14 protein-coding genes are annotated in these 20,108 nt (G+C 66.6%); 9 read left to right on the top strand and 5 right to left on the bottom strand.

Features of this window, described 5'->3' with window-relative positions; all coding sequences use genetic code 11:
- The first annotated feature begins 74 nt into the window (after positions 1-74).
- The 3 genes from hutU to EV278_RS12770 all read left to right on the top strand — a co-directional run bounded on the left by hutU (position 75) and on the right by EV278_RS12770 (position 3,116).
- The gene (gene hutU, locus EV278_RS12760) at positions 75-1,739 is read left to right on the top strand and encodes a urocanate hydratase (RefSeq protein ID WP_132091721.1); all 1,665 of its coding nucleotides are present in this window, start codon (positions 75-77) and stop codon (positions 1,737-1,739) included.
- Positions 1,739-2,287: a HutD family protein gene (locus EV278_RS12765; RefSeq protein ID WP_132091724.1), complete on the top strand. Its 549-nt coding sequence runs from the start codon at positions 1,739-1,741 to the stop codon at positions 2,285-2,287. Before hutU ends, EV278_RS12765 begins: the two co-directional genes overlap by 1 nt.
- Positions 2,288-2,435: 148 nt before the next feature.
- A complete protein-coding gene (locus EV278_RS12770; RefSeq protein WP_132091728.1) occupies positions 2,436-3,116 on the top strand; it encodes a M23 family metallopeptidase in 681 nt (226 codons plus the stop codon).
- Here the strand turns inward: EV278_RS12770 and EV278_RS12775 are convergent.
- The 5 genes from EV278_RS12775 to EV278_RS12795 all read right to left on the bottom strand — a co-directional run bounded on the left by EV278_RS12775 (position 3,113) and on the right by EV278_RS12795 (position 12,812).
- Positions 3,113-3,364: a YlcI/YnfO family protein gene (locus EV278_RS12775; protein WP_132091731.1), complete on the bottom strand. Its 252-nt coding sequence runs from the start codon at positions 3,362-3,364 to the stop codon at positions 3,113-3,115. The two genes, EV278_RS12770 and EV278_RS12775, sit on opposite strands and share 4 nt — an antisense overlap.
- 155 nt (positions 3,365-3,519) lie before the next feature.
- Positions 3,520-6,357: a TIM-barrel domain-containing protein gene (locus EV278_RS12780; protein WP_243692180.1), complete on the bottom strand. Its 2,838-nt coding sequence runs from the start codon at positions 6,355-6,357 to the stop codon at positions 3,520-3,522.
- A gap of 78 nt (positions 6,358-6,435) precedes the next feature.
- Positions 6,436-8,013: a DUF5597 domain-containing protein gene (locus EV278_RS12785; protein WP_243692193.1), complete on the bottom strand. Its 1,578-nt coding sequence runs from the start codon at positions 8,011-8,013 to the stop codon at positions 6,436-6,438.
- Positions 8,014-8,224: 211 nt separating this feature from the next.
- A complete protein-coding gene (locus EV278_RS12790) occupies positions 8,225-9,736 on the bottom strand; it encodes a tryptophan halogenase family protein (protein WP_132091737.1) in 1,512 nt (503 codons plus the stop codon).
- Positions 9,737-9,875: 139 nt separating this feature from the next.
- Positions 9,876-12,812: a TonB-dependent receptor gene (locus tag EV278_RS12795; RefSeq protein ID WP_132091740.1), complete on the bottom strand. Its 2,937-nt coding sequence runs from the start codon at positions 12,810-12,812 to the stop codon at positions 9,876-9,878.
- A gap of 331 nt (positions 12,813-13,143) precedes the next feature.
- On the opposite strand from EV278_RS12795, the gene EV278_RS12800 reads away from it, so the two are divergent.
- From EV278_RS12800 to EV278_RS12825, 6 genes are all read left to right on the top strand, one after another.
- Positions 13,144-14,880, top strand: coding sequence for an IlvD/Edd family dehydratase (locus EV278_RS12800; protein ID WP_132091743.1), 1,737 nt, complete (start codon positions 13,144-13,146; stop codon positions 14,878-14,880).
- Between the two features lie 9 nt (positions 14,881-14,889).
- Positions 14,890-15,822: a 2-dehydro-3-deoxygalactonokinase gene (locus EV278_RS12805; RefSeq protein ID WP_132091746.1), complete on the top strand. Its 933-nt coding sequence runs from the start codon at positions 14,890-14,892 to the stop codon at positions 15,820-15,822.
- Positions 15,815-16,444: a 2-dehydro-3-deoxy-6-phosphogalactonate aldolase gene (locus EV278_RS12810; RefSeq protein ID WP_243692181.1), complete on the top strand. Its 630-nt coding sequence runs from the start codon at positions 15,815-15,817 to the stop codon at positions 16,442-16,444. The genes EV278_RS12805 and EV278_RS12810 overlap by 8 nt, the downstream gene beginning before the upstream one ends.
- A 30-nt stretch (positions 16,445-16,474) precedes the next feature.
- Complete coding sequence (locus tag EV278_RS12815) at positions 16,475-18,040, top strand: sodium/sugar symporter (protein ID WP_132091752.1); 1,566 nt, start codon at positions 16,475-16,477, stop codon at positions 18,038-18,040.
- Positions 18,041-18,225: 185 nt separating this feature from the next.
- Complete coding sequence (locus tag EV278_RS12820) at positions 18,226-18,954, top strand: FadR/GntR family transcriptional regulator (RefSeq protein WP_132092122.1); 729 nt, start codon at positions 18,226-18,228, stop codon at positions 18,952-18,954.
- 96 nt (positions 18,955-19,050) lie between these two features.
- Entirely contained in the window at positions 19,051-20,064 is a 1,014-nt protein-coding gene (locus EV278_RS12825; protein ID WP_132091755.1) for a glycoside hydrolase family 5 protein, read from the top strand.
- Positions 20,065-20,108: the final 44 nt, after the last annotated feature.

Genomic DNA, 20,108 nt, shown 5'->3' on the forward strand with positions numbered 1-20,108 from the left:
TCGCCTCGAGCCCTTCAGCAGCCCTCATCCTGAGCTTGTCGAAGGACGAGGGCGGTCCCAACCGAGACCTCACCATGACTCGCCTCGACAACACCCGCGTCATCCGCCCCGCCACCGGCCCCCAGCTCACCGCCAAGTCCTGGCTGACCGAGGCCCCGTTGCGGATGCTGATGAACAACCTGCACCCCGACGTCGCCGAGCGGCCAGAGGAGCTGGTCGTCTACGGCGGCATCGGTCGCGCCGCCCGCGACTGGGAGAGCTACGACAAGATCGTCGAGACCCTGCAGCGGTTGGAGGACGACGAGACGCTGCTAGTCCAATCCGGCAAGCCGGTCGGGGTGTTCCGCACCCACCCCGACGCGCCGCGCGTGCTGATCGCCAATTCCAACCTGGTCCCGCGCTGGGCCAACTGGGAGCACTTCAACGAACTGGATCGCAAGGGCCTGGCCATGTACGGCCAGATGACCGCCGGCTCGTGGATCTATATCGGCGCCCAGGGCATCGTGCAGGGCACCTACGAGACCTTCGTCGAGATGGGCCGCCAGCATCACGGCGGCGATCTGGCCGGCAAGTGGCTGCTGACCGCCGGCCTGGGCGGCATGGGCGGGGCCCAGCCCCTGGCGGCGGTGATGGCCGGGGCCTCGTGCCTGGCTGTCGAATGCCAGCCGTCTCGGATCGAGATGCGGCTGCGCACCGGCTATCTGGACAAGGCGACGGATAACCTGGACGAAGCCCTGGCCTGGATCGAGCGGTCGTGCGCCGACAAGGCCCCGCTCTCGGTCGGCCTGCTAGGCAACGCCGCCGAGCTGCTGCCGCTGATGTTCGAGCGTGGGATCCGCCCCGACCTGCTGACCGACCAGACCAGCGCCCATGATCCGATCAACGGCTACCTGCCGGCCGGCTGGACCCTGGACCAGTGGGCCGCCGCCAAGGAGCGCGAGCCTGAGACCGTCAACCGCGCCGCCCGCGCCTCGATGGCGGTGCATGTGAAGGCCATGCTCGACTTCCAGGCGGCCGGCGTGCCCACCGTCGACTACGGCAACAACATCCGCCAGATGGCGCTGGAGGAAGGCGTGACCAACGCCTTCGACTTCCACGGCTTCGTGCCGGCCTATATCCGCCCGCTGTTCTGCCGGGGCGTCGGGCCGTTCCGCTGGGCGGCGCTGTCGGGCGATCCGGAGGACATCAAGAAGACCGACGCCAAGGTCAAGGAACTGATCCCCGACAATCCCCACCTGCACCACTGGCTGGACATGGCCGCCGAGAAGATCAAGTTCCAGGGCCTGCCCGCCCGGATCTGCTGGGTCGGGCTGGGCGACCGTCACCGGCTGGGCCTGGCGTTCAACGAAATGGTCGCCAGCGGCGAACTGAAAGCCCCGGTGGTGATCGGCCGCGATCACCTCGACAGCGGCTCGGTCGCCTCGCCCAACCGCGAGACGGAGGGGATGACGGACGGGTCGGACGCAGTGTCGGACTGGCCGCTGCTGAACGCCCTGCTCAACACCGCCTCGGGGGCCACCTGGGTGTCGCTGCACCATGGCGGCGGGGTGGGCATGGGTTTTTCGCAGCATGCGGGAATGGTCATCGTCTGCGACGGGACCGAGGCGGCCGCTAGGCGGCTGGAGCGCGTGCTGTGGAACGACCCGGCCAGCGGCGTCATGCGCCATGCCGACGCGGGCTACGAGATCGCCAAGGACTGCGCCCGCGAGCACGGCCTGGACCTGCCGGGCATCCTGTAATGCGCGTCCTGCGCGCCGCCGACCGGGTCGCCACGCCGTGGAAGAACGGCGGCGGCGTCACCCGCGAGGTGCTCGCCTGGCCGCCCGGCGCGAGGCTGGACGGCTTCGACTGGCGGGTCAGCCTGGCCGACGTCGCGACCGACGGACCGTTCTCGGCTTTTCCGGGCGTCGACCGGGTGCTGACGGTGATCGCGGGTGATGGCCTGGTGCTGGAGATCGACGGCCGACCAATGCGCCTGGAACGCTTCGCGCCCCTGGCCTTTCCCGGCGAGGCCGCCATCATGGCGCGCCTGGCCAGCGGCCCGATCCGCGATCTCAACGTTATGGTCCGGCGGGGCGCCTGGACCGCGCGAGTCGAGCCTTGGCGCGGAAATCCCGTCCCGATCTCGGACGGGCCGACGCTGGTCGTGCTGTTGGAAGAGGTCGAGGATTTCGCCCCACTGGACGTGATGCTTATCAACGCGGGCGAAACGGCGACGCTTGATCTTCCCGCCAAGATCAGAGCATTGACCGTCGCCTTGCACGCGATGCATCCGAATATTCGCTGACAACGTTCAGTAGAGCTTCAAGCATAACCATGGACGCGCGCGACCGTCGGCCGCACTTGGCTTGCCATGTCTTCGCCTTATCTGGCGATTAACCCACCAAAACGCCCACACCGCCAAAACGATCCACCAACAACTTCAGGACGATTTGATGCAAGCATCGGATGCGAAGAAACTCGCCGCGCACAAACTCGCTCCCTGGGCGCGCGGCGCGCTGGGCCTGGCCCTGGTCTTTGCTCCGATGGTGGTGGCGGCGATGGAGAACCCGCACAAGGCCGCGCGGGGCTCCTCGCCCATGGTCCAGCGCCTGCTGGCCGACATGGCCGCCAAGCCGCAGAAGCCGGTTCGCAAGGAGCTGGTCTGGAGCGGTTCGGACATCGACGGCGACGGCGCTCCCGACTTCGCCAACCCGACCGGCGGCGTTCCGCGCGGCCATGACGAGTTCGGCGACGGCCAGTTCGGCGCCCGCCGCGACGGCGGCTCGCGCAGTCACGAGGGCGTCGACTACGTGGCCACGGCCGGCCAGGACGTGAAGGCCCCGATGTCGGGCTACGTGACGAAGATCGGCTACGCCTATGCCGGCGACAGCGGCCTGACGTTCGTCGAGATCACCAATCCCGCGCTCGGCTACGTCGCCCGCGCCTTCTACGTGAAGCCCAGCGTCGAGGTCGGCCAGACCGTGCGCCTGGGCGAGACGATCGGCGCCGACCAGAGTCTGCAGGGCCACTATCCCGGCATCACCGACCACGTCCACCTGGAGGTCATGCAGCCCGGCGGCGAACGCGTGAACGCGGCCGAGCTGATCACGCGCAAGCTGGTGGTGCAGGCCTAGGGCAAGTGATCGTCATCATCGGGGTCGACGCCGCCTGACCGCGACATCAACTGGTCGAAGGCGGCGAAGTCGGCTTTCGATCGCCGCTCGGCGAAGAAGGCCGCGGTGTTCATGACGGCCAGCTTTTCCGCCACGGCCGTCGCCACGAACTGATTGACGCTGGCGCCCTCAGCCTTGGCCCGGCGCTCGACCTCGGCGCGCACCGAGGTCGGCAGGCGAAGCGGATAGGTGCTTTGACGCGCCGTCATGGTGTCTGTCTCCTCAAGGCTTCGAGCGGCTGCCAGACTTCGACCCCAAATCGCGCGGGCGCGGCGATATCATATCCCAACGCATGTGCACATGCGCACGAAAAAGCCCCGGTCCCGCTGGACCAGGGCTTCAACGCGCAACGATCGAATGCCGACTACTTCCGCGTCACCACCACCGGCTGGCCGTTGTAGGCCACGGTCTCGTCCACGGTGTCGAAGTCGACCGGCTTGGCGCCCGAGCCGATGAAGCGGACCTTGATCGTCCGGTTCTCGACCATGCCTTTGAACGATCCCGAGCGGGCGCCGATGGTCAGGCGGCCGGTGGCGTTGTCGAAGCTCATCGGGATCCGGCTCCAGGCGCCGCGGGCGTAGCCGTTGCTGAGGCCGTCGTCCTCGTAGAGCTCGAACTTGCCGTCGGCCCCGGTGTAGACCACCACGGTCAGCGGCGCGTCGGGCTGTTCGCCGACATATTGCTGGACCACCGTGGTCGGCACGATCGAGCCGGCCTTCACGAACAGCGGCATGCGCGACAGCGGCGCGTCGGCCTTGATGGTCTGGCCGCCCTTGAACGCCTTGCCGGTCTCGAAGTCGTACCAGCTGGTTCCTGCCGGCAGATAGACCTGCCGCGAGCGCGCCTTGAACTGCGTCACCGGGGCGACCAGGAACGCCTTGCCGAACAGGTACTCGTCATTGACGCCGCGGGCAGTCGTGTCGGACGGGAAGTCCATCACCAGGCCGCGCATCATGATCCCGTCGCGCTGATAGGTGTCGGCCGCCAGGGTGTAGACGTAGGGCATCAGCCGGTAGCGCAGCTCGTCGTACCAGGCCAGGCTCTTGTAGACCTCAGTCCCCTCGTCGGCGAGGTTGTAGATTTCGCGGTACGGGAACTCGCCGTGGCTGCGGAACAGCGGGCTGAAGGCGCCGAACTGGAACCAGCGCAGGTTCAGCTCCTGCCATTCAGCCCAGTGCGCCGGGTCCTTGTTGGTGTAGCGATCCTCGACCGAGAAGCCGCCGATGTCGGTGGTCCAGTTGGGAATGCCCGACATGGACAGGTTCACCCCGGCCGAGATCTGGTCCTTCAGGTCGTCCCAGCGCGCGACCACGTCGCCGCTCCACAGGGCCACGCCGTTGCGCTGGATGCCGCCGAAGCCCGAGCGCGACAGGATGAAGCTGCGCTTGTCGGGGTCGGTCTGGCGCTCGCCATCGAACACGCCCTGGGTGTGGATCAGCGGGTAGGAGTTGTAGAATTCCGCCCCCGGGCCGATCGCCGTAGGCCCCATGCGCAGGGTGCGCTCGGGGATGTCGAGATTGGAGTGCATGTCCGGCTCGTCGCTGTCCATCCACCAGGCGTCGATGCCGAAGCCCTTCAGGCTCTCCTTGACCTGGCGCCAGTAGATGTCGCGCGCTTCCTTCGCATAGGGGTCGTAGAACGAGTTCAGGTAGCCCGGGCCGACCCAGTCCAGGGCGCCCTGCTCGATGTTACGCTTGTACATGAAGCCCTTGGCGTCCAGCTCCTTGAAGTGCTCCGTGGTCGGATAGAACTTCGGCCAGATCGAAATCATGATGTGGCCGTTCATCCCGTGGATGTCGTCCACCATCTTCTTGGGGTCGGCGAAGCGGGTCTCGTCGAACTTGTGGCTGCCCCAGGCGTCGTCCTTCCAGTAGCGCCAGTCCATGACCACGTTGTCGATCGGCAGCTTGCGGTCGCGATATTCCTTGAGCACGCCGACGATCTGGTCCTGGGTCTCGTAGCGCTGGCGGCTCTGCCAGAAGCCGTAGGCCCAGCGCGGCAGGGCCACGGCCTTGCCGGTCAGTTCGCGATAGCCGCTCACCACCTGGTCCAGGTCGCCGCCCGTCACGAAGTAGTAGTCGACCGCATGGGCGACGCCCGAGGTCATGGTCAGCGACTTCTGGTCGGCCGCCGGCATCGGATTGTTGTGCAGCAGGCCAATATAGCCCTCGTTGGGATCCCACTCGACGCGAATCTTGTGGCGGGTCCCGGCTTTCATCGGGGCGGTGAAGTTGTGGAACCACGGGTTCCAGTTCTGCCGCCAGCGGTCGATCGTCAGCTTGCCGTCGACATAGACCTTGGCGTAGCTGGACGAGTAGAGCTTGAACTTCTGGACGCCGCTGACCGAGGGCTCGACCGAGCCTTCCCAGACCACGGTGGCGCCCTTGACCGGCTTCTTGTCAGGACCGGTCAGCTCGGCCGGCCAGTTGGGCAGATCCTTCAGGAAGCGATAGTCGATGTCCTTCTCGGTCCGGGTCAGCTTCAGCGCGCCGTTGACATAGTACTTGGCGGTGAAGCCGCCGGCCTTGCCGGCCGCGTCGAAGATCTTCAGGTCGCGCGAGGCGACGTCATAGGGCGTCGGGTCGCCGAACCGGGTGATGCCGTTGTTTTCCCACAGCAGGCCGTAGTTGCGGGTGGACAGTACGAACGGCACGGCGATGTCGCGATTGTACTGCGCCAGTTCGACGTCCTGGCCGTTGTAGTTCATCTGGCCGTTCTGGTGCTGGCCCAGGCCGTAGAAGGCCTCGTCCGTACCCGGATTGAACTGCTGGCTGACGCTGTAGAAGGTCTTGCCGTCGATGGTCTCGGGCTTGAACGGACGCCGGCCGTTCTCGGCCAGGACCACCTTGCCGGCCGTGTCGCGGAAGCTGACCTGGCCGTCGGCCAGCGAGACCTCGGCCGAGGCCTTGCCGGCCTTGACCACCACCTTGCCGCCCGCCTCCGTCACCGTGAACGGGCCGCCCGGCCTGGCCGTCACCATCAGGCTGGGGGGCGTGTCGAGGCTGTCGGTCGGCGTGGCCGTGACGTGGATGATCCGCTCGCCCATCACCTGAAGCCGCACCTTCTTGGCGGGCCCCGAGGCGGGGGTGACGACCACGCCGTCGGCGGTCTTTTCGAAGGCGCCGTCCAGCGCGAACGCGCTGGTCGAGGCCATCAGGGCGAGTGTGAGGCCGGCCAGAAGGGCCTTGGGCAGCATGCGCATCGTTCTTCCCCTGGGATCTTGGATTTTTATCGCCGCCGATCCCGGTAATCCCCGGGACCGACGCTTGAACTACGAACGTCAGTACGTGGCCAGCTTGACTTTCAGCACCTGCGGTAATGTCGTCAGGTTCAGGCCATAGTCGACCTGATCGCCGTTCCACACCCGGTCGAACACCCATTGGCCGTTGTCGAAGTGGCCTTCCTCGACCCGGGCCAGCATGAACCGCTCGTCCTTGGCCGAGCCGAAGGTGACGCGGGCGCGATAGCCGGTGACCAGGAACTCGTTGGCCGAGAGCCGGGCGATCAGGGCGCCGCCGTCGGGGACCTCGCGGCCCGGCTGCTTCTCGGCCTTGCCCATCCAGGGAGCGTCCATCGAGCCGAACTGCCATTCGCCGTACGAGATCGTGGCTGTCCAGCGGTCGCCCAGCTTCAGGGTCTCGGCCTTGCGGTCGTCAGCCTCGCCCGCGCCCCAGACCTCGCCCGTGTAGGACAGCCTGGCCCACTCGCGGGCCATTGGGGCCAGCAGGCGATAGTGGACGCCGAAGTTCTCCAGCGCCTGGGCATCCACCGTCTTGGCGCCGAGCGGGTAGTTGGAATAGCCGGTGTAGTCGAGGCCAAACGGCGAGAAGCCGATTCCGTGATGGCCCAGCACGTCGTAGACGTGGCGGGCGTAGCCCTTGTCGCTGCCGATCTCGGGCACGAACAGAGCGTTATCGGGCCGGCCGTACTGCTCCAGCGTCTTCCGTACGCTGGCGCTCTCGCGCATGTAGATGTCGGGCGCGATGGCGTCGATCGACGGCGCGGCGGCCTTCCAGACGTCCAGCACGTTCCAGGTCGGCCCGCCCGACGAATAGGTGAACGGGTCCTGATACTTGAAGGGGTCGCGCAGGGCGGCGTTGACGTACATCGGCAGCGGCAGCTCGCGCTTGCCGGCGGCGGCGACCTCGTCGACGAACCGGCCGATCGACCAGGCGTGGAAGAACTCGTCGGCGTCCTTGCCGAACACCGCCGTCCAGGTTCCCGGCTTCTTGCCCATGGCCTTGACCAGTTGGGCCGGCACGGGGCCTTCGAACAGCTTCTGGGCGGTGGGGGAATAGTCGCGGATGGCGCTGTAGGTGCCGGTCTCGTTCTCGGGCTGGATCATGATCACCGTGTGATCGGGATCGGCCGCCTTCAGGTGACGCATCAGGGCGACGAAGGCCTTCTTGTCGGCTTCCAGCGTGGCCGGAAAGTGCGGCGACAGCGAGTTCTTGACTTCGCTCTTGGCGTTGATCACCCGCGGGAAGCGCTTGTTGTCCAGCTTGACCCATTCAGGCGCGTATTGCGGACCGTTGTTCTTCCAGGTGCCGAACCACAGCAGCACCAGCTTCACGTCGTTGTCGCGGGCCTGTTTCAGCAGCAGGTCGACATACGAAAAGTCGAACTGGCCTTCGACCGGCTCGATCTGCTCCCAGGCGATTGGGATCTCCAGGGTGTTGGCGTGCATCGCCTTCACCGCTGGCCACACCTTGGGCAACTGCGAGGGATAGTTGGCGGCGTTGTTGGCCTGGACGCCCAGCATCAAGTACGGCGCGCCGTCGACCATCAGGGCGTGCCGGCCGTCCTTGGCGACCAACCTGGGCAGGTCGGCGGCGTGGGCGGGCGCGGAGGCTGCCATGCCGGCCAGGGTCGTGGCGGCCAGCAGCGCCGCAACGCGCGCCACGGGGCGGTCCTGTCCTGGCCGAGTTCTATCCTGAAGCCGCAAGCTCGCCTCCCACTAGGTCGTCATTCCAGAGGCTCACCTCGTCGCGACAACCTGTTACCGCTATCACTAGTATAAGTAGGACAATTGACTGGCAAGGTGGGAGGTCGTGGTCCCGTCTCGTCCGCTAGATCGGATCAGCCTTGCAATGACGAGCGATGAACTCGTCGTGCGTGATCAGGCGATCGGCGATATGGACCATCTTGTCCCGGATATTGAACAGCGTGCGCTCGACGTCGGCGATCGGCGGGACGTCGGCCAGGCGGTCGTGGTCGCGGGGCTCGATCCCCTGCCCCAGGAACACGGCGATCCAGCTGGGTTCGGCGAACAGCTGGTCGTCATAGCGGGCGACCTTGCCGCGCTCGCGGAAGAGCTCGATCTTGTGGGTCAGCGCCTCGGGCAGCGCCATGTTCGCGCAATAGCGCCATAGCTCGGAATCGTCCCGTTCCGTGGCGCAGTAGTGCAGGATGATGAAGTCGCGGATCTGCTCGTACTCGACCTTCGACAAACGATTATATTCCGCGACCGCAGCCGCGTCGTAGGTTCGGGTCGGCAGCAGGGAGAGCAGGCGCATCACTCCCGTCTGGATCAGGTGGATGCTGGTGGATTCCAGCGGTTCCATGAAACCGCTGGCTAGGCCCAGGGCGACGACGTTCTTGTTCCAGGCCTGCTTGCGCCGGCCCGTCGTGAACCGCAGCAGCCGCGGCTCGGCCCGCGGCGCGCCGTCCAGATTGGCCATCAGGGTGGCGGCCGCCTCGTCGTCGCTGATGAACGGGCTGGAATAGACGTAGCCGTTGCCGGTCCGGTGCTGCAGCGGAATGCGCCATTGCCAGCCGGCGGCGCGCGCGGTCGAGCGGGTATAGGGCGTCAGCGGCGTGACGCTGTCGCAAGGCACGGCCAGCGCCCGGTCGCAGGGCAGCCAGTGGGTCCAGTCCTCGTAGCCGGTCTTCAGGGTCTGTTCGATCAGCAGGCCCCGGAACCCCGAACAGTCCACGAAGAAATCGCCCTCGACACGTCGGCCGCCCTCCAGCTCGACCGCTTCGATGAAGCCGTCGGCGGCGCGCTGCTTGACCTCGACGATCTTGCCCTCGGTCCGCTTGACGCCTCGCGCCTCGGCGTACTCGCGCAGGAAGCGGGCGTAGAGGCCGGCGTCGAAATGGTAGGCGTAGGCCAGCGGCGGCACGCCGGGCGGCAGCTCGCGCGGCGCGATGACGAACTTGCCTTTCCGGGCCGCGACGGCCGACATCGAATAGTCGTAGAGATCGGTGGCGTCGCCGTGCTCACGCAGGCGATGCCAGTAATGGTGGAAGCCCACGCCGTCGATCGGCGTCCCGATCGGACCGAAGGGATGGAGATAGCTGTGGTCCAGCTTCTTCCAGTCGCGGAACTCGATGCCCAGCTTGAAGGTGGCTTGAGTCTTCTTGACGAAGTCGATCTCGTCGATACCCAGCATACTGTTGAGAAACTGGATCGGCGGGATGGTGGCCTCGCCGACCCCGACGGTGCCGATCTCCTCGGATTCGACGAGTTCGATCTCGGCGACCTTCCCCTTGACCGCATGGGCCAACGCGGCGGCGGCCATCCAACCCGCGGTGCCCCCGCCGACGATCACGAACTTGAAGGGAGACTGCCCGGTCATGGCGCGGATTTTCCGTCGTTAGGTCACGCGCGCAGGCTAGCGTCTTCTCCAGCCGGCGCGACGAATAAAAAGGCCCCCGCCCCACCCCGGTCGGGCCGGGACGGAACGGGGGCCTGTTCAGCGGCTCGCGAGCGAGACCCTAGAACGTGCCGCGCAGCACGATCGAGTAGCGGCGGTCCGCCACGATCCAGTTGTGGCCGGTCAGACCCTCTTCAGGCCGGCCGGGATAGCTGACCAGGATCTTGCTCTTGGCGTTGGCCAGGTTCGCCGCCTGGAAGCCGATCTTCAGCGCGTCGTTGACCGTGTAGAAGACCGAACCGTCCAGCTGGCCGTAGTCGTCGTACCAGGCCGGAATGTTGATGTTCGCGGCCGTGGTGGTCAGCAGGTAGCGCTCACGCCAGTTGTAGGCCAGGCGCGCCGACACCTTGCCCAGGTCGTAGAGCGCCGCGACATTGTAGCTGGTCTTCGACATGCCCTCGAGCGGGAGATCTTCCGCCGCGCTGTTGGTGATCTGGGTGTTGTCGTACGGGTTGACCGCCCCGTTTCGCGTGCCCTTGCTGTCGATATAGGTGAAGTTGGCCTGTACGCCGAAACCGCGCAGCGCGCCGGGCAGGAAGTCATAATACTGCTGGTAGGCGACTTCGAAGCCCTTAACCTTTCCGTGGCCGGCGTTGTACGGCTGGATCACCTGGACGGTGCGGGTCACGCCGTTGTTGGTGAAGCTGAGGTTGGTCGGACTGTTGGCGATGAAGTTGTAGATGTCCTTGTAGAACACCGTCGCCGTCACGCTGCCGGTCGAGTTGAAGTACCACTCGTACGACAGGTCGTACTGGGTGGAGCGGATCGGCTTCAGCTCGGGATTACCGGCGTTGGCCGTGTATTGATAGACGCAGTTGGCCTGGGAACCGCCGGGGATGCTGTTCGTGCAGACGCCGCCGGAGATGAAGCCGTTGGTGGCGCCGATCGAGTAGTTCGGCTGCAACTGTTGGAAGTCCGGACGGACGATCGACTTGGCCGTCGCGAAGCGGATGAACATCTCCGGAGTGAGCTTCAGGCGCACGTTCAGGCTGGGCAGAACGCTCACATAGTCGCGGCCGCCCTTGATGGGGCTGGAGGCCCCGTTTCCGAACGCCTGGTCGGCCGCCGGAAGGTTGGAGCTGCTGCTACCGTTGTTGACCGGGAAGGTCTGGGTGCCCTGGCCCTGGCTCTCGGTCTTGACGACGCGCAGGCCGATGTTGCCGTCGATCTCGCGCTGGTCGCCCCATAGCGAGACGTCGTGTCCGAACCGCAGCAGGCCGTAGGCCGCCAGGGTCTCTTCCTTCTGGTGGTTGATGCTGCCCCGGCCACCAGCCGGGGTTTGCTCGTCGAACACGCCGTTGAAGGCGCGCCAGCCGCCGCCGTTCGCCTGTGCGATCCGTTGCAGCAACTGCGAGGTGTCGCCGTAGTTGTTCACGAAGGCCGCGGTCGGCATCACGAACGGTGCGGGCAGCTTAGTCTTGCCGCGGAAGTAGTTGTCGAACGCGAAGACCCCGTAATAGCCCTGGTAGGCGTCCAGCGTGGTGATCGGACCGCTCGCCGACCAGCTCGGCGCCACCGTGTCCCAACGATAGGTGGTTTCGCGGGTAGTGGCTTGGCGGAAGGTGTGGCGGACGCCGAAGCGGAACGACTTCAGCCAGCTGCCCTCGTCGAAGCTGTACTCGCCGTCGAAGCGCTCGGCCCACTCGGCGGCGTCGTTGCGATCGTGGTGATCCATCGCCGCTTGCAGGTAGTAGTTGGCCGGATTGGCCAGGAACGCTGCGTCGTTATTGACCGTGATCTGGGGCAGGTCCCCGGTCAGGTCCAGCGTTGCCGGCAGGGTCGAGCCGTTCAACGAGTTGAACGCGGTGTTATCGACCGTCTTGGTCTTGGCGTAGATGTACTGAATGTCGGCGGTGAACGCCCACTTGTCGTTCGGATTGTACTTCACGTTCAGTGAGTAGTCCGAGGTCACCGAGCTGCGGTCGGCGAAGCGGGTGTCGATCAACGACGAGCCGAGGGTGTCGCCGCCCGGCGCGTTGGCCATCGTGCCCTTGAGGAAGTGGCCGGTATCGCTGTAGGTGAAGCTGGTCCCGGCGGCCGGGCCGTTGCCCGATCCCGGATTGAAGCCGTTGGCCCGTTCGGTCGAGGCCTGCGACGCCGACGAGCGCAGGAAATGCAAGGTGGCTTCCCACTGCTCGTTGGGGCGCCATTGCAGAGCGGCGTCGATGCCCTTGCGCTCGCGTTCGAAGTCCAGGCTGCGATAGCCGTAGCCGCCGGGGACGTACACCGTCTTGCCCGGAACCAGGTCGGTGCGGACGTTGTACGGATCGACCGACATGGTGTCGGTGCGGCTGGAGAGCTTGGAATCGGACAGGTCGACCAGGAAGCCCAGCTCGCCGATATTGGTGTCCCAGCGGTTGCTGTACAGGATCGAGCCGCTCGGCTCCCACTTCCGGGCCAGGTCGCCCCAGCTGGAGTCGAGCGAATAGGCCAGGACGCTCTTCTTGGAATCGAACGGCATGCGCGTGCGCAGGTTGACGGTGCCGCCCACCCCGCCTTCGATGATGTCGGCCGACGGGTTCTTGTAAACGTCGACGCCGGCCATCAGCTCGGGCGGCACGTCTTCGAAGCTCAGGGTGCGGCCGGCCTTGGCCGAGAAGCTGTCGCGGCCGTTCAGTTCGCCGCGGACCCAGCTGAGACCGCGAACCTGCACGCCGCTGCCCTCGACCGAAATGCGGTCGGCGTCGCGAGGATCCGAGGTTCGGCCGATGGTGACGCCCGAGATGCGCTGTAGCGCCTCGGTGACGCTGCGGTCCGGCAGGGCCCCGATGTCGGTCGAGGTGATCGAATCGACCATCTGCTCGGCGTTTTGCTTCAGCTTCTGCGCCGACTGGATGGCGGCGCGCTGGCCGGTGACGACGATTTCTTCGACAGTGTCCACGCTCTGCGCGGGAGCGGCGGCCGTCTGAGCGGCGGCGATGGCGGGCAGAGCCGCGCAGATGACGAGCGCTGACGCGCCCATGAGCATGGCGTTGCGACGGGTATTGCGAGACGACATTCCGGTTTCCTTCCCCAGGTGAGATCCGTCCCGACGCTCTCAAAGGCGTCGGTGACGTGCGCCGCACGCAGCGGTCACACGATCTGTTTTGGACCTTTAGTCATATAATTCGGACTGACAAGCCGAAATTGATAGCGCTATCATTTCGGCCGGCCACGGCGACTTTTGAGCCACAGGCCTCGCAGCAAACCCGTCTGCCGCCTGGAGAATTACAGCCTCAGGTCGTCTTTCGCAGCGCGCCACGACGTTCCAGGCGTTTGCGATCATCATTATAATACTATAAATGCACGGAACGAATTCGAGCGGCTCGGCCGCGGCGTCAGGGCGGGTCATGAGTCAGGGAAGCGGGGGCGGTCGATTCCGCAGCGGTCACAGCTATGGGAAGCTGGATCGCGACGGGTTCATCCATCGCAGTTGGATGAAGAGCCAAGGCTTGCCGGACGATGTGTTCGACGGCCGTCCGGTGATTGGCATCTGCAATACCTGGTCGGAGATCACCCCCTGCAACGCCGGCCTGCGCGACCTGGCCGAGCATGTGAAGCGCGGCGTGTGGGAGGCCGGCGGCCTGCCGCTGGAATTCCCGGCGATGTCGCTGGGCGAGACCCAGATGCGGCCAACGGCCATGCTGTTCCGCAACCTGCTGGCGATGGACGTCGAGGAGTCGATTCGTGGCAATCCGATCGACGGCGTCGTGCTGCTGGGCGGCTGCGACAAGACCACCCCGGGCCAGATGATGGGCGCGGCCAGCGTCGACCTGCCCACCATCGTCGTCTCGACCGGCCCGATGCTGAACGGCAAGTTCCGCGGCAAGGACATCGGTTCGGGCACCGACGTGTGGAAATTCTCCGAGGCCGTCCGAGCGGGCGAGATGACCCTGCCGGAATTCATGTCGGCCGAAAGCGGCATGAGCCGCTCGCCCGGCACCTGCATGACCATGGGCACCGCCTCGACCATGGCGGCCATCGTTGAGGCCATGGGCCTGTGCCTGCCCTACAACGCCTCCATTCCCGCCGTCGACGCCCGCCGCGCGGCCATGGCCCACCACACCGGCCGCACCATCGTGCGCATGGTGCATGACGGCCTGACCATGTCGCAGGTGGCCACCCGGGCCGCCTTCGAGAACGCCCTGCGCGTGCACGCCGCGATCGGCGGCTCGACCAACGCCGTGGTCCACCTGCTGGCCCTGGCCGGCCGTCTGGGCGTGGAGCTGTCGCTGGAGGACTTCGACAACCTGTCGCGCGACGTGCCGCTGCTGGTCGATCTGCAGCCGTCGGGCCGCTTCCTGATGGAGGACCTGCACTACGCCGGCGGCCTGCCGGCGGTGATGAAGCAGATGGCCCCGTTCCTGAACCCCGAAGCCCTCACCGTCTCGGGCCAGCGGATCGGCGAGCAGTACGAAAAGGCCGAGGTGTTCAACGCCGAGGTCATCCGCAGCATCGAGGCGCCGGTGAAGCCCGACAGCGGCATCTGGGTGCTGCGCGGCAACCTGGCCCCGGGCGGCGCCGTGATGAAGCCCAGCGCCGCCAGCCCCGAACTGTGCAGCCACCGGGGCAAGGCGGTCGTCTTCGAGACCATCGAGGACTTCCGCGCCCGCATCGACGACCCGACTCTGGACGTCGACGCCAGCTCGATCCTGGTGCTCAAGGGCTGCGGTCCCAAGGGCTATCCCGGCATGCCGGAAGTGGGCAACATGCCCCTGCCGACCAAGCTGCTGGAGAAGGGCGTCAAGGACATGGTCCGCATCAGCGACGCGCGGATGAGCGGCACGGCGTTCGGGACGGTGATCCTGCATGTCTCGCCCGAGTCCGACGCCGGCGGCCCGCTGGCCGTGGTGCGCGACGGCGACGAGATCGCGCTGGACGGCCCGTCCCGGTCGCTGAACCTGCTGATTTCCGACGAGGAACTGGCCAGCCGCCTGGCCGCCTGGCGCGCCAATCCGCCGGCGCCCAAGGCGACCCGCGGCTATGCCAAGCTCTACATCGACCACGTGCTGGGCGCCGACAAGGGCGCGGACCTGGACTTCCTGGTCGGCGCCAGCGGCTCGGTCGTCACCCGCGAGTCGCACTAGATGAACCCCATGGACAGTTCGATCACGATCTTCGGCGACTGGGGCACCTCGCGCCTGCGGCTCTATCTGCGGCAGGGCAAGAGCGTGCTGGACCGGCGCGACGGACCCGGCATCGGCGCGCTCAAGGCCTCGCCGCGCGAGATCTTCCTGGAGCTGGTCGGCGACTGGCGCGAGGCCAAGCCCTCGCTGGCCCTGCTGTGCGGCATGGTCGGCTCGCGCAACGGCTGGCAGGAAGCGGCCTACGCCCCCTGCCCGGCCAACGCCGCCGACATCCGCGAGCGGCTGTTGCAGATCGACGTCGAGGGCCTGCCGGTGGCCATCGTGCCCGGCCTGTCGTGCCGCAACGCCCTGGGCGGGCCGGACGTCATGCGCGGCGAGGAGACCCAGATCCTGGGCGCGCTCGAACTGGATCCCGCCCTCAAGCAGGGCCGGCGCCTGCTGGCCCTGCCCGGCACCCACACCAAGTGGGTCGTGGTCGAGGACGGCGCGATCACCAGCTTCCTGACCGCGCCGGTCGGTGAGCTCTACGCCCTGCTGCGCGAGCACTCGATCCTGGCCAAGGCGACCCCGGGGGACGGCCCGGAATCACCCGAGGGCTTCGCCCGCGGTGTCGCCCGGATCGTCGAACAGGGCCCCGCGCGCCTGCCGCACCTGATCTTCGAGACCCGGAGCCGACAGCTTCTGGACGGCCTGCCCAAGGACGAGGCCATGGGCTTTCTGTCCGGCCTGCTGATCGGCAGCGACATCGCGACCACCGCCAGCTGGTTCGGGGATCTAGGCCAGGTGTCGCTGATCGGCGCCCCGGCGCTCGGCGCGCTCTACGCCCAGGCCATCGCCGCCCATGGCGGTTCCAGCGCGGCCGTCGACGGCGATTCCGCCGTCCTGGCCGGACTTGCAACCTTGTCGCCAGCCCAGAACAGTGGAGTTCACGTCCTTGCCTAGCACCACCCCCAAGGCGGCTCCGCCGATCGTCGCCATCCTGCGCGGCGTCAAGCACGACGAGATCCTCGACATCGCCGCGGCCCTGGTCGAGGCTGGGATCGAAGCCATCGAAGTGCCGCTGAACTCGCCCGACCCGCTGGTGACCATCGGCAAGCTGTGCGCCACGTTCGGCGACCAGGTGCTCTGCGGCGCGGGCACCGTCCTGTCGCCGGAAGCGGTCGACCAGGTGGCCGGCGTCGGCGGCAAGCTGATCGTCACCCCCAACACTGATCCTTCCGTCATCACCCACGCCGTCGGCCTGGGCCTGACCGTGATGCCCGGCTTCGCCACACCCAGCGAGGCCTTCGTCGCCGTCAAGGCCGGGGCCAGGGCCCTGAAGCTCTATCCGGCCGGCACCTACGGCCCCGGCCATATCAAGGCCGTGCGTGATGTGCTGCCCAAGGACATCGCGGTCTACGCCGTCGGCGGCGTGGGCGCGGCCAATCTGAAGCCCTGGATCGACGCCGGCGTGGCCGGCATCGGCGTCGGCGGCGAACTCTATCGACCCGGCTACACCGCCCAGGAGGTGGGCCAGCGCGCCAAGGCCCTGGTGGCGGCCTGGGCGGAACAGACCGCGCAGTAACAACAAGAACGGCCCGAAGGGGGGACCCCAGTGAGAACCATCGACTTCGTCATCCTAGCGATCTACGCCGTCGCCATCTTCGGCCTGGCCCAGTGGGTCAGCCGCGACAAGGGCGGCCACAAGAAGGACTCCACCGACTACTTCCTGGCCGGCAAGGCGCTGCCCTGGTGGGCGATCGGCGCCTCGCTGATCGCCGCCAACATTTCGGCCGAGCAGATCATCGGCATGAGCGGCTCCGGCTACGCCCTGGGCCTGGCCATCGCCTCCTACGAGTGGATGGCGGCCCTGACCCTGCTGATCGTCGGCAAGTTCTTCCTGCCGATCTTCCTGAAGAACAACATCTCGACCATGCCCCAGTTCCTGGAGCAGCGGTATGGCCCCAGCGTCCGCAACGTGATGGCCGTGTTCTGGCTGGTGCTTTACGTCTTCGTGAACCTGACCTCGATCCTGTGGCTGGGCTCGATCGCCATCCATACCGTGGCCGGCATCGACCAGATGCAGGCCCTGGTGATCATCGGCGTGTTCGCCCTGGCCTACCAGCTTTGGGGCGGGCTGAAGGCCGTGGCCCTGACCGACATCGTCCAGGTGGCCCTGCTGATCACCGGCGGCCTGATCATCGTCTTCCTGTCGCTGAGCAAGATCGGCCACGGCGACGTCCTGGCGGGCTTCCACCAGCTGACCGTCCAGTTCCCCGAAAAGTTCGACATGATCCTCAGCAAGGACAACCCGCACTACAAGGATCTGCCCGGCCTTAGCGTCCTGTTCGGGGGCCTGTGGGTGATGAACGTCTCGTACTGGGGCTTCAACCAGTACATCATCCAGCGCGCCCTGGGCGCCAAGGACATCGCCGAGGCCCAGAAGGGCATCGCCCTGGCCGCCTATCTGAAGCTGCTGATGCCGGTGATCGTGGTGCTGCCGGGCATCGCCGCCCTGGTCCTGGCGCCGGGCCTGGCCAAGCCCGACCAGGCCTATCCGGAGATGATGAAGCTGCTGCCGCCCGGCGTGCTGGGCGTGGTGTTCTCGGCCCTGGTCGCCGCGATCGTCGCGTCGCTGGCCGCCAAGATCAACTCGATCGCCACCATCTTCACCCTGGACGTCTACGCCAAGGTCAGGACCGGCTCCAGCGAGCGCCACCTGGTCACCGTGGGCCGGATAACGGCCGTCGTCGCGGTGATCGTCGGCATCCTCATGGCCAGGCCGTTGCTGGGCAAGGCTGAGCAGGCCTTCCAGTTCATCCAGGACTTCACCGGCTTCTTCACCCCGGGCATTGTGGTGATCTTTATGCTGGGCCTGTTCTGGAAGCGCGCCACCACCGCTTCGGCCCTGGTGGCCGCGATCGGCGGCGCGGCCCTGTCGGGCGCCTTCTTCGTCGCCGACAAGATGGGTCTTTTCGTGATCCCGTTCATGAACCGCGTGGGCCTGGTCTTCCTGCTGACCCTGGCCGCGGCGATCATCGTCTCGCTGGTCGCGCCTCAGAAGAAGGAGGTCAACGTCGTGTCGCTGGACGGCGTCAGCTACAAGACCACCGCCGGCTTCAACATCGCCGGCCTGGGCGTGATCGTGATCCTGGTCGCCCTCTACGCCATGTGGTGGTGAGGAATTCGGCGGTGTTTCGACCAAAAACCGCCGAAGCCTGAGTCGAAGGCCTCGCCACAGTTGTTGTGGCGGGGCTTTCATCTTTGACATGATTGTTCCGGGCGTGGACGAAGCACGCTACACAAGGTCAGACCTATTCCGACGACGACCGGTTCGAGAAGCGTTTTGGGGGCGACAACTTGGTGATCCGTACGCAGCCAGGCCTCAGTCTGACCTATGGACTCGTCGAGTCCCTGGGCCAGGCCATCGTCACGGGCGAATACGCCCAAGTCGGTTTCCCCACCGAGGGCGAGCTGTCCAAGCAGTTCGGCGCCAGCCGGACGGTCACGCGCGAAGCGGTCAAGATGCTGACCGCCAAGGGCCTGCTCAGCGCCCGCCCTCGCCACGGCACCGTGGTCGAGCCCGAAACCGAGTGGAACCTGCTGGATCCCGACGTCCTGCGCTGGATGCTGGAGCGCAAGTTCTCCCTGCGCCTGCTGGCCGAGTTCACCGAGATGCGCCTGGGCATCGAGCCCGCCGCCGCCGGCTTGGCGGCCCGCAACGCCGACGAGGCGGGGCTGGAGGGCATCCGCAAGGCGCTGAACCGCATGAAGACCGCGGCCGAGGGCGAGGACGACCCGCTGACCGCCGACATCGCCTTCCACGTGGCGATCCTCAACGCCACGAAGAACCCGTTCTATCGCGACCTGCACGAGCTGGTGAACACCGCCTTGCGGATCTCGATCCGCTTCACCAACCGCATCAAGGGCCGCACCGCCTCGATCCCCTCGCACGAGGACGTCGCCAACGCCATCTTCGCCCGCAACGCCGAGGCGGCGCAGAAGGCCATGCAGGTGATCTTGGTCGACGTTCTGGACCTGATCCGCGCGGCCTCGCCCGAGACCGAGTCCGAAGCCGCCCGCCGCGACGCCTGATCGGTCCGCCGGATCGGCCTTGCGCGCCCGCGACTTCAGGCTAAGACTGACAACGTTGTCAGACGAAAGCCCGCAGAGGCTGTTTGAGGAAACGCCATGCTCAAAGCCCTTCAGGCCGTAACCCGTCCCTTGGCCGCCCTGGCTCTGCTCTCGGCCTTGGTCGCCGTGCCCGCCGCGGCGCGCGAAATCTCGGCCCAGGATCAGGTCAGGACGATGACCCGAGGGATCAACGTCCTGGGCTACGACCCGCTGTGGAAGGATGCCGCCAAGGGCCGCTTCCAGATGCGGCACTTCAAGACGATCAAGGCCGGCGGATTCGATACGGTGCGGCTGAACCTGCACGCCTTTGAGCACATGGACGCCGACAACCGGCTGGACCCCGCCTGGCTGAAGACCCTGGATCAGGTAGTCGACGCCGCCCTGGCCCAGAAACTGACCGTCATTCTCGACGAGCACGACTTCGACGCCTGCGGCGAGGCCCCCGCAGCCTGCAAGCCCAGGCTGGTCGCCTTCTGGAAACAGATCGGCGAGCACTACAGGGACGCGCCGGACCGGGTAGTGTTCGAACTGCTGAACGAGCCCTGCAAGGGCCTGATCGACGACGTATGGAACGCTTGGATCGCCGAGCTCCTGCCGGTCGTGCGAGCGAGCAATCCCACGCGCAACGTCGTGGTCGGCCCCGCCTTCTGGAACAATATCGGCCACCTTGACCAGTTGAAGCTGCCGGAAAGTGACCGGCACCTGATCGCCACCGTCCACTATTATCTGCCCATGGAGTTCACCCACCAGGGCGCGTCGTGGAATCCCGCCACGCCCAAGACCGGCGTCACCTGGGGCACGGACGCCGAGCGCCAGCGGATGAAGGCCGACTTCGACGGCGTCCAGGCCTGGGCCAAGGCCCATGAACGACCCATGCTGCTGGGCGAGTTCGGGGCCTACGACAAGGGCGACATGGCCTCGCGCGTCGCCTACACCGCCGCCGCCGCCCGCGAGGCCGAGGCGCGCGGCTGGGCCTGGGCCTATTGGCAGTTCGACAGCGACTTCATCGCCTATGACATCAAGAAGGACGCCTGGGTGGCGCCGATCCATGGGGCGCTGGTTCCGCGCTGAGCGGCCAACGACATCGGCTGAAACCCGGCCAGACGACTAATGAC

It is taken from the genome of Caulobacter sp. BK020 (genome assembly GCF_004342605.1).
Taxonomy (GTDB): domain Bacteria; phylum Pseudomonadota; class Alphaproteobacteria; order Caulobacterales; family Caulobacteraceae; genus Caulobacter.

Excerpts from the sequence above, each read along its gene's own strand:
- hutU (WP_132091721.1), top strand. The coding sequence starts at position 75 with ATGACTCGCCTCGACAACACCCGCGTCATCCGCCCCGCCACCGGCCCC.
- EV278_RS12765 (WP_132091724.1), top strand. The coding sequence starts at position 1,739 with ATGCGCGTCCTGCGCGCCGCCGACCGGGTCGCCACGCCGTGGAAGAAC.
- EV278_RS12770 (WP_132091728.1), top strand. The coding sequence starts at position 2,436 with ATGCAAGCATCGGATGCGAAGAAACTCGCCGCGCACAAACTCGCTCCC.
- EV278_RS12775 (WP_132091731.1), bottom strand. The coding sequence starts at position 3,364 with ATGACGGCGCGTCAAAGCACCTATCCGCTTCGCCTGCCGACCTCGGTG.
- EV278_RS12780 (WP_243692180.1), bottom strand. The coding sequence starts at position 6,357 with ATGCGCATGCTGCCCAAGGCCCTTCTGGCCGGCCTCACACTCGCCCTG.
- EV278_RS12785 (WP_243692193.1), bottom strand. The coding sequence starts at position 8,013 with ATGGCAGCCTCCGCGCCCGCCCACGCCGCCGACCTGCCCAGGTTGGTC.
- EV278_RS12790 (WP_132091737.1), bottom strand. The coding sequence starts at position 9,736 with ATGACCGGGCAGTCTCCCTTCAAGTTCGTGATCGTCGGCGGGGGCACC.
- EV278_RS12795 (WP_132091740.1), bottom strand. The coding sequence starts at position 12,812 with ATGTCGTCTCGCAATACCCGTCGCAACGCCATGCTCATGGGCGCGTCA.
- EV278_RS12800 (WP_132091743.1), top strand. The coding sequence starts at position 13,144 with ATGAGTCAGGGAAGCGGGGGCGGTCGATTCCGCAGCGGTCACAGCTAT.
- EV278_RS12805 (WP_132091746.1), top strand. The coding sequence starts at position 14,890 with ATGGACAGTTCGATCACGATCTTCGGCGACTGGGGCACCTCGCGCCTG.
- EV278_RS12825 (WP_132091755.1), top strand. The coding sequence starts at position 19,051 with ATGCTCAAAGCCCTTCAGGCCGTAACCCGTCCCTTGGCCGCCCTGGCT.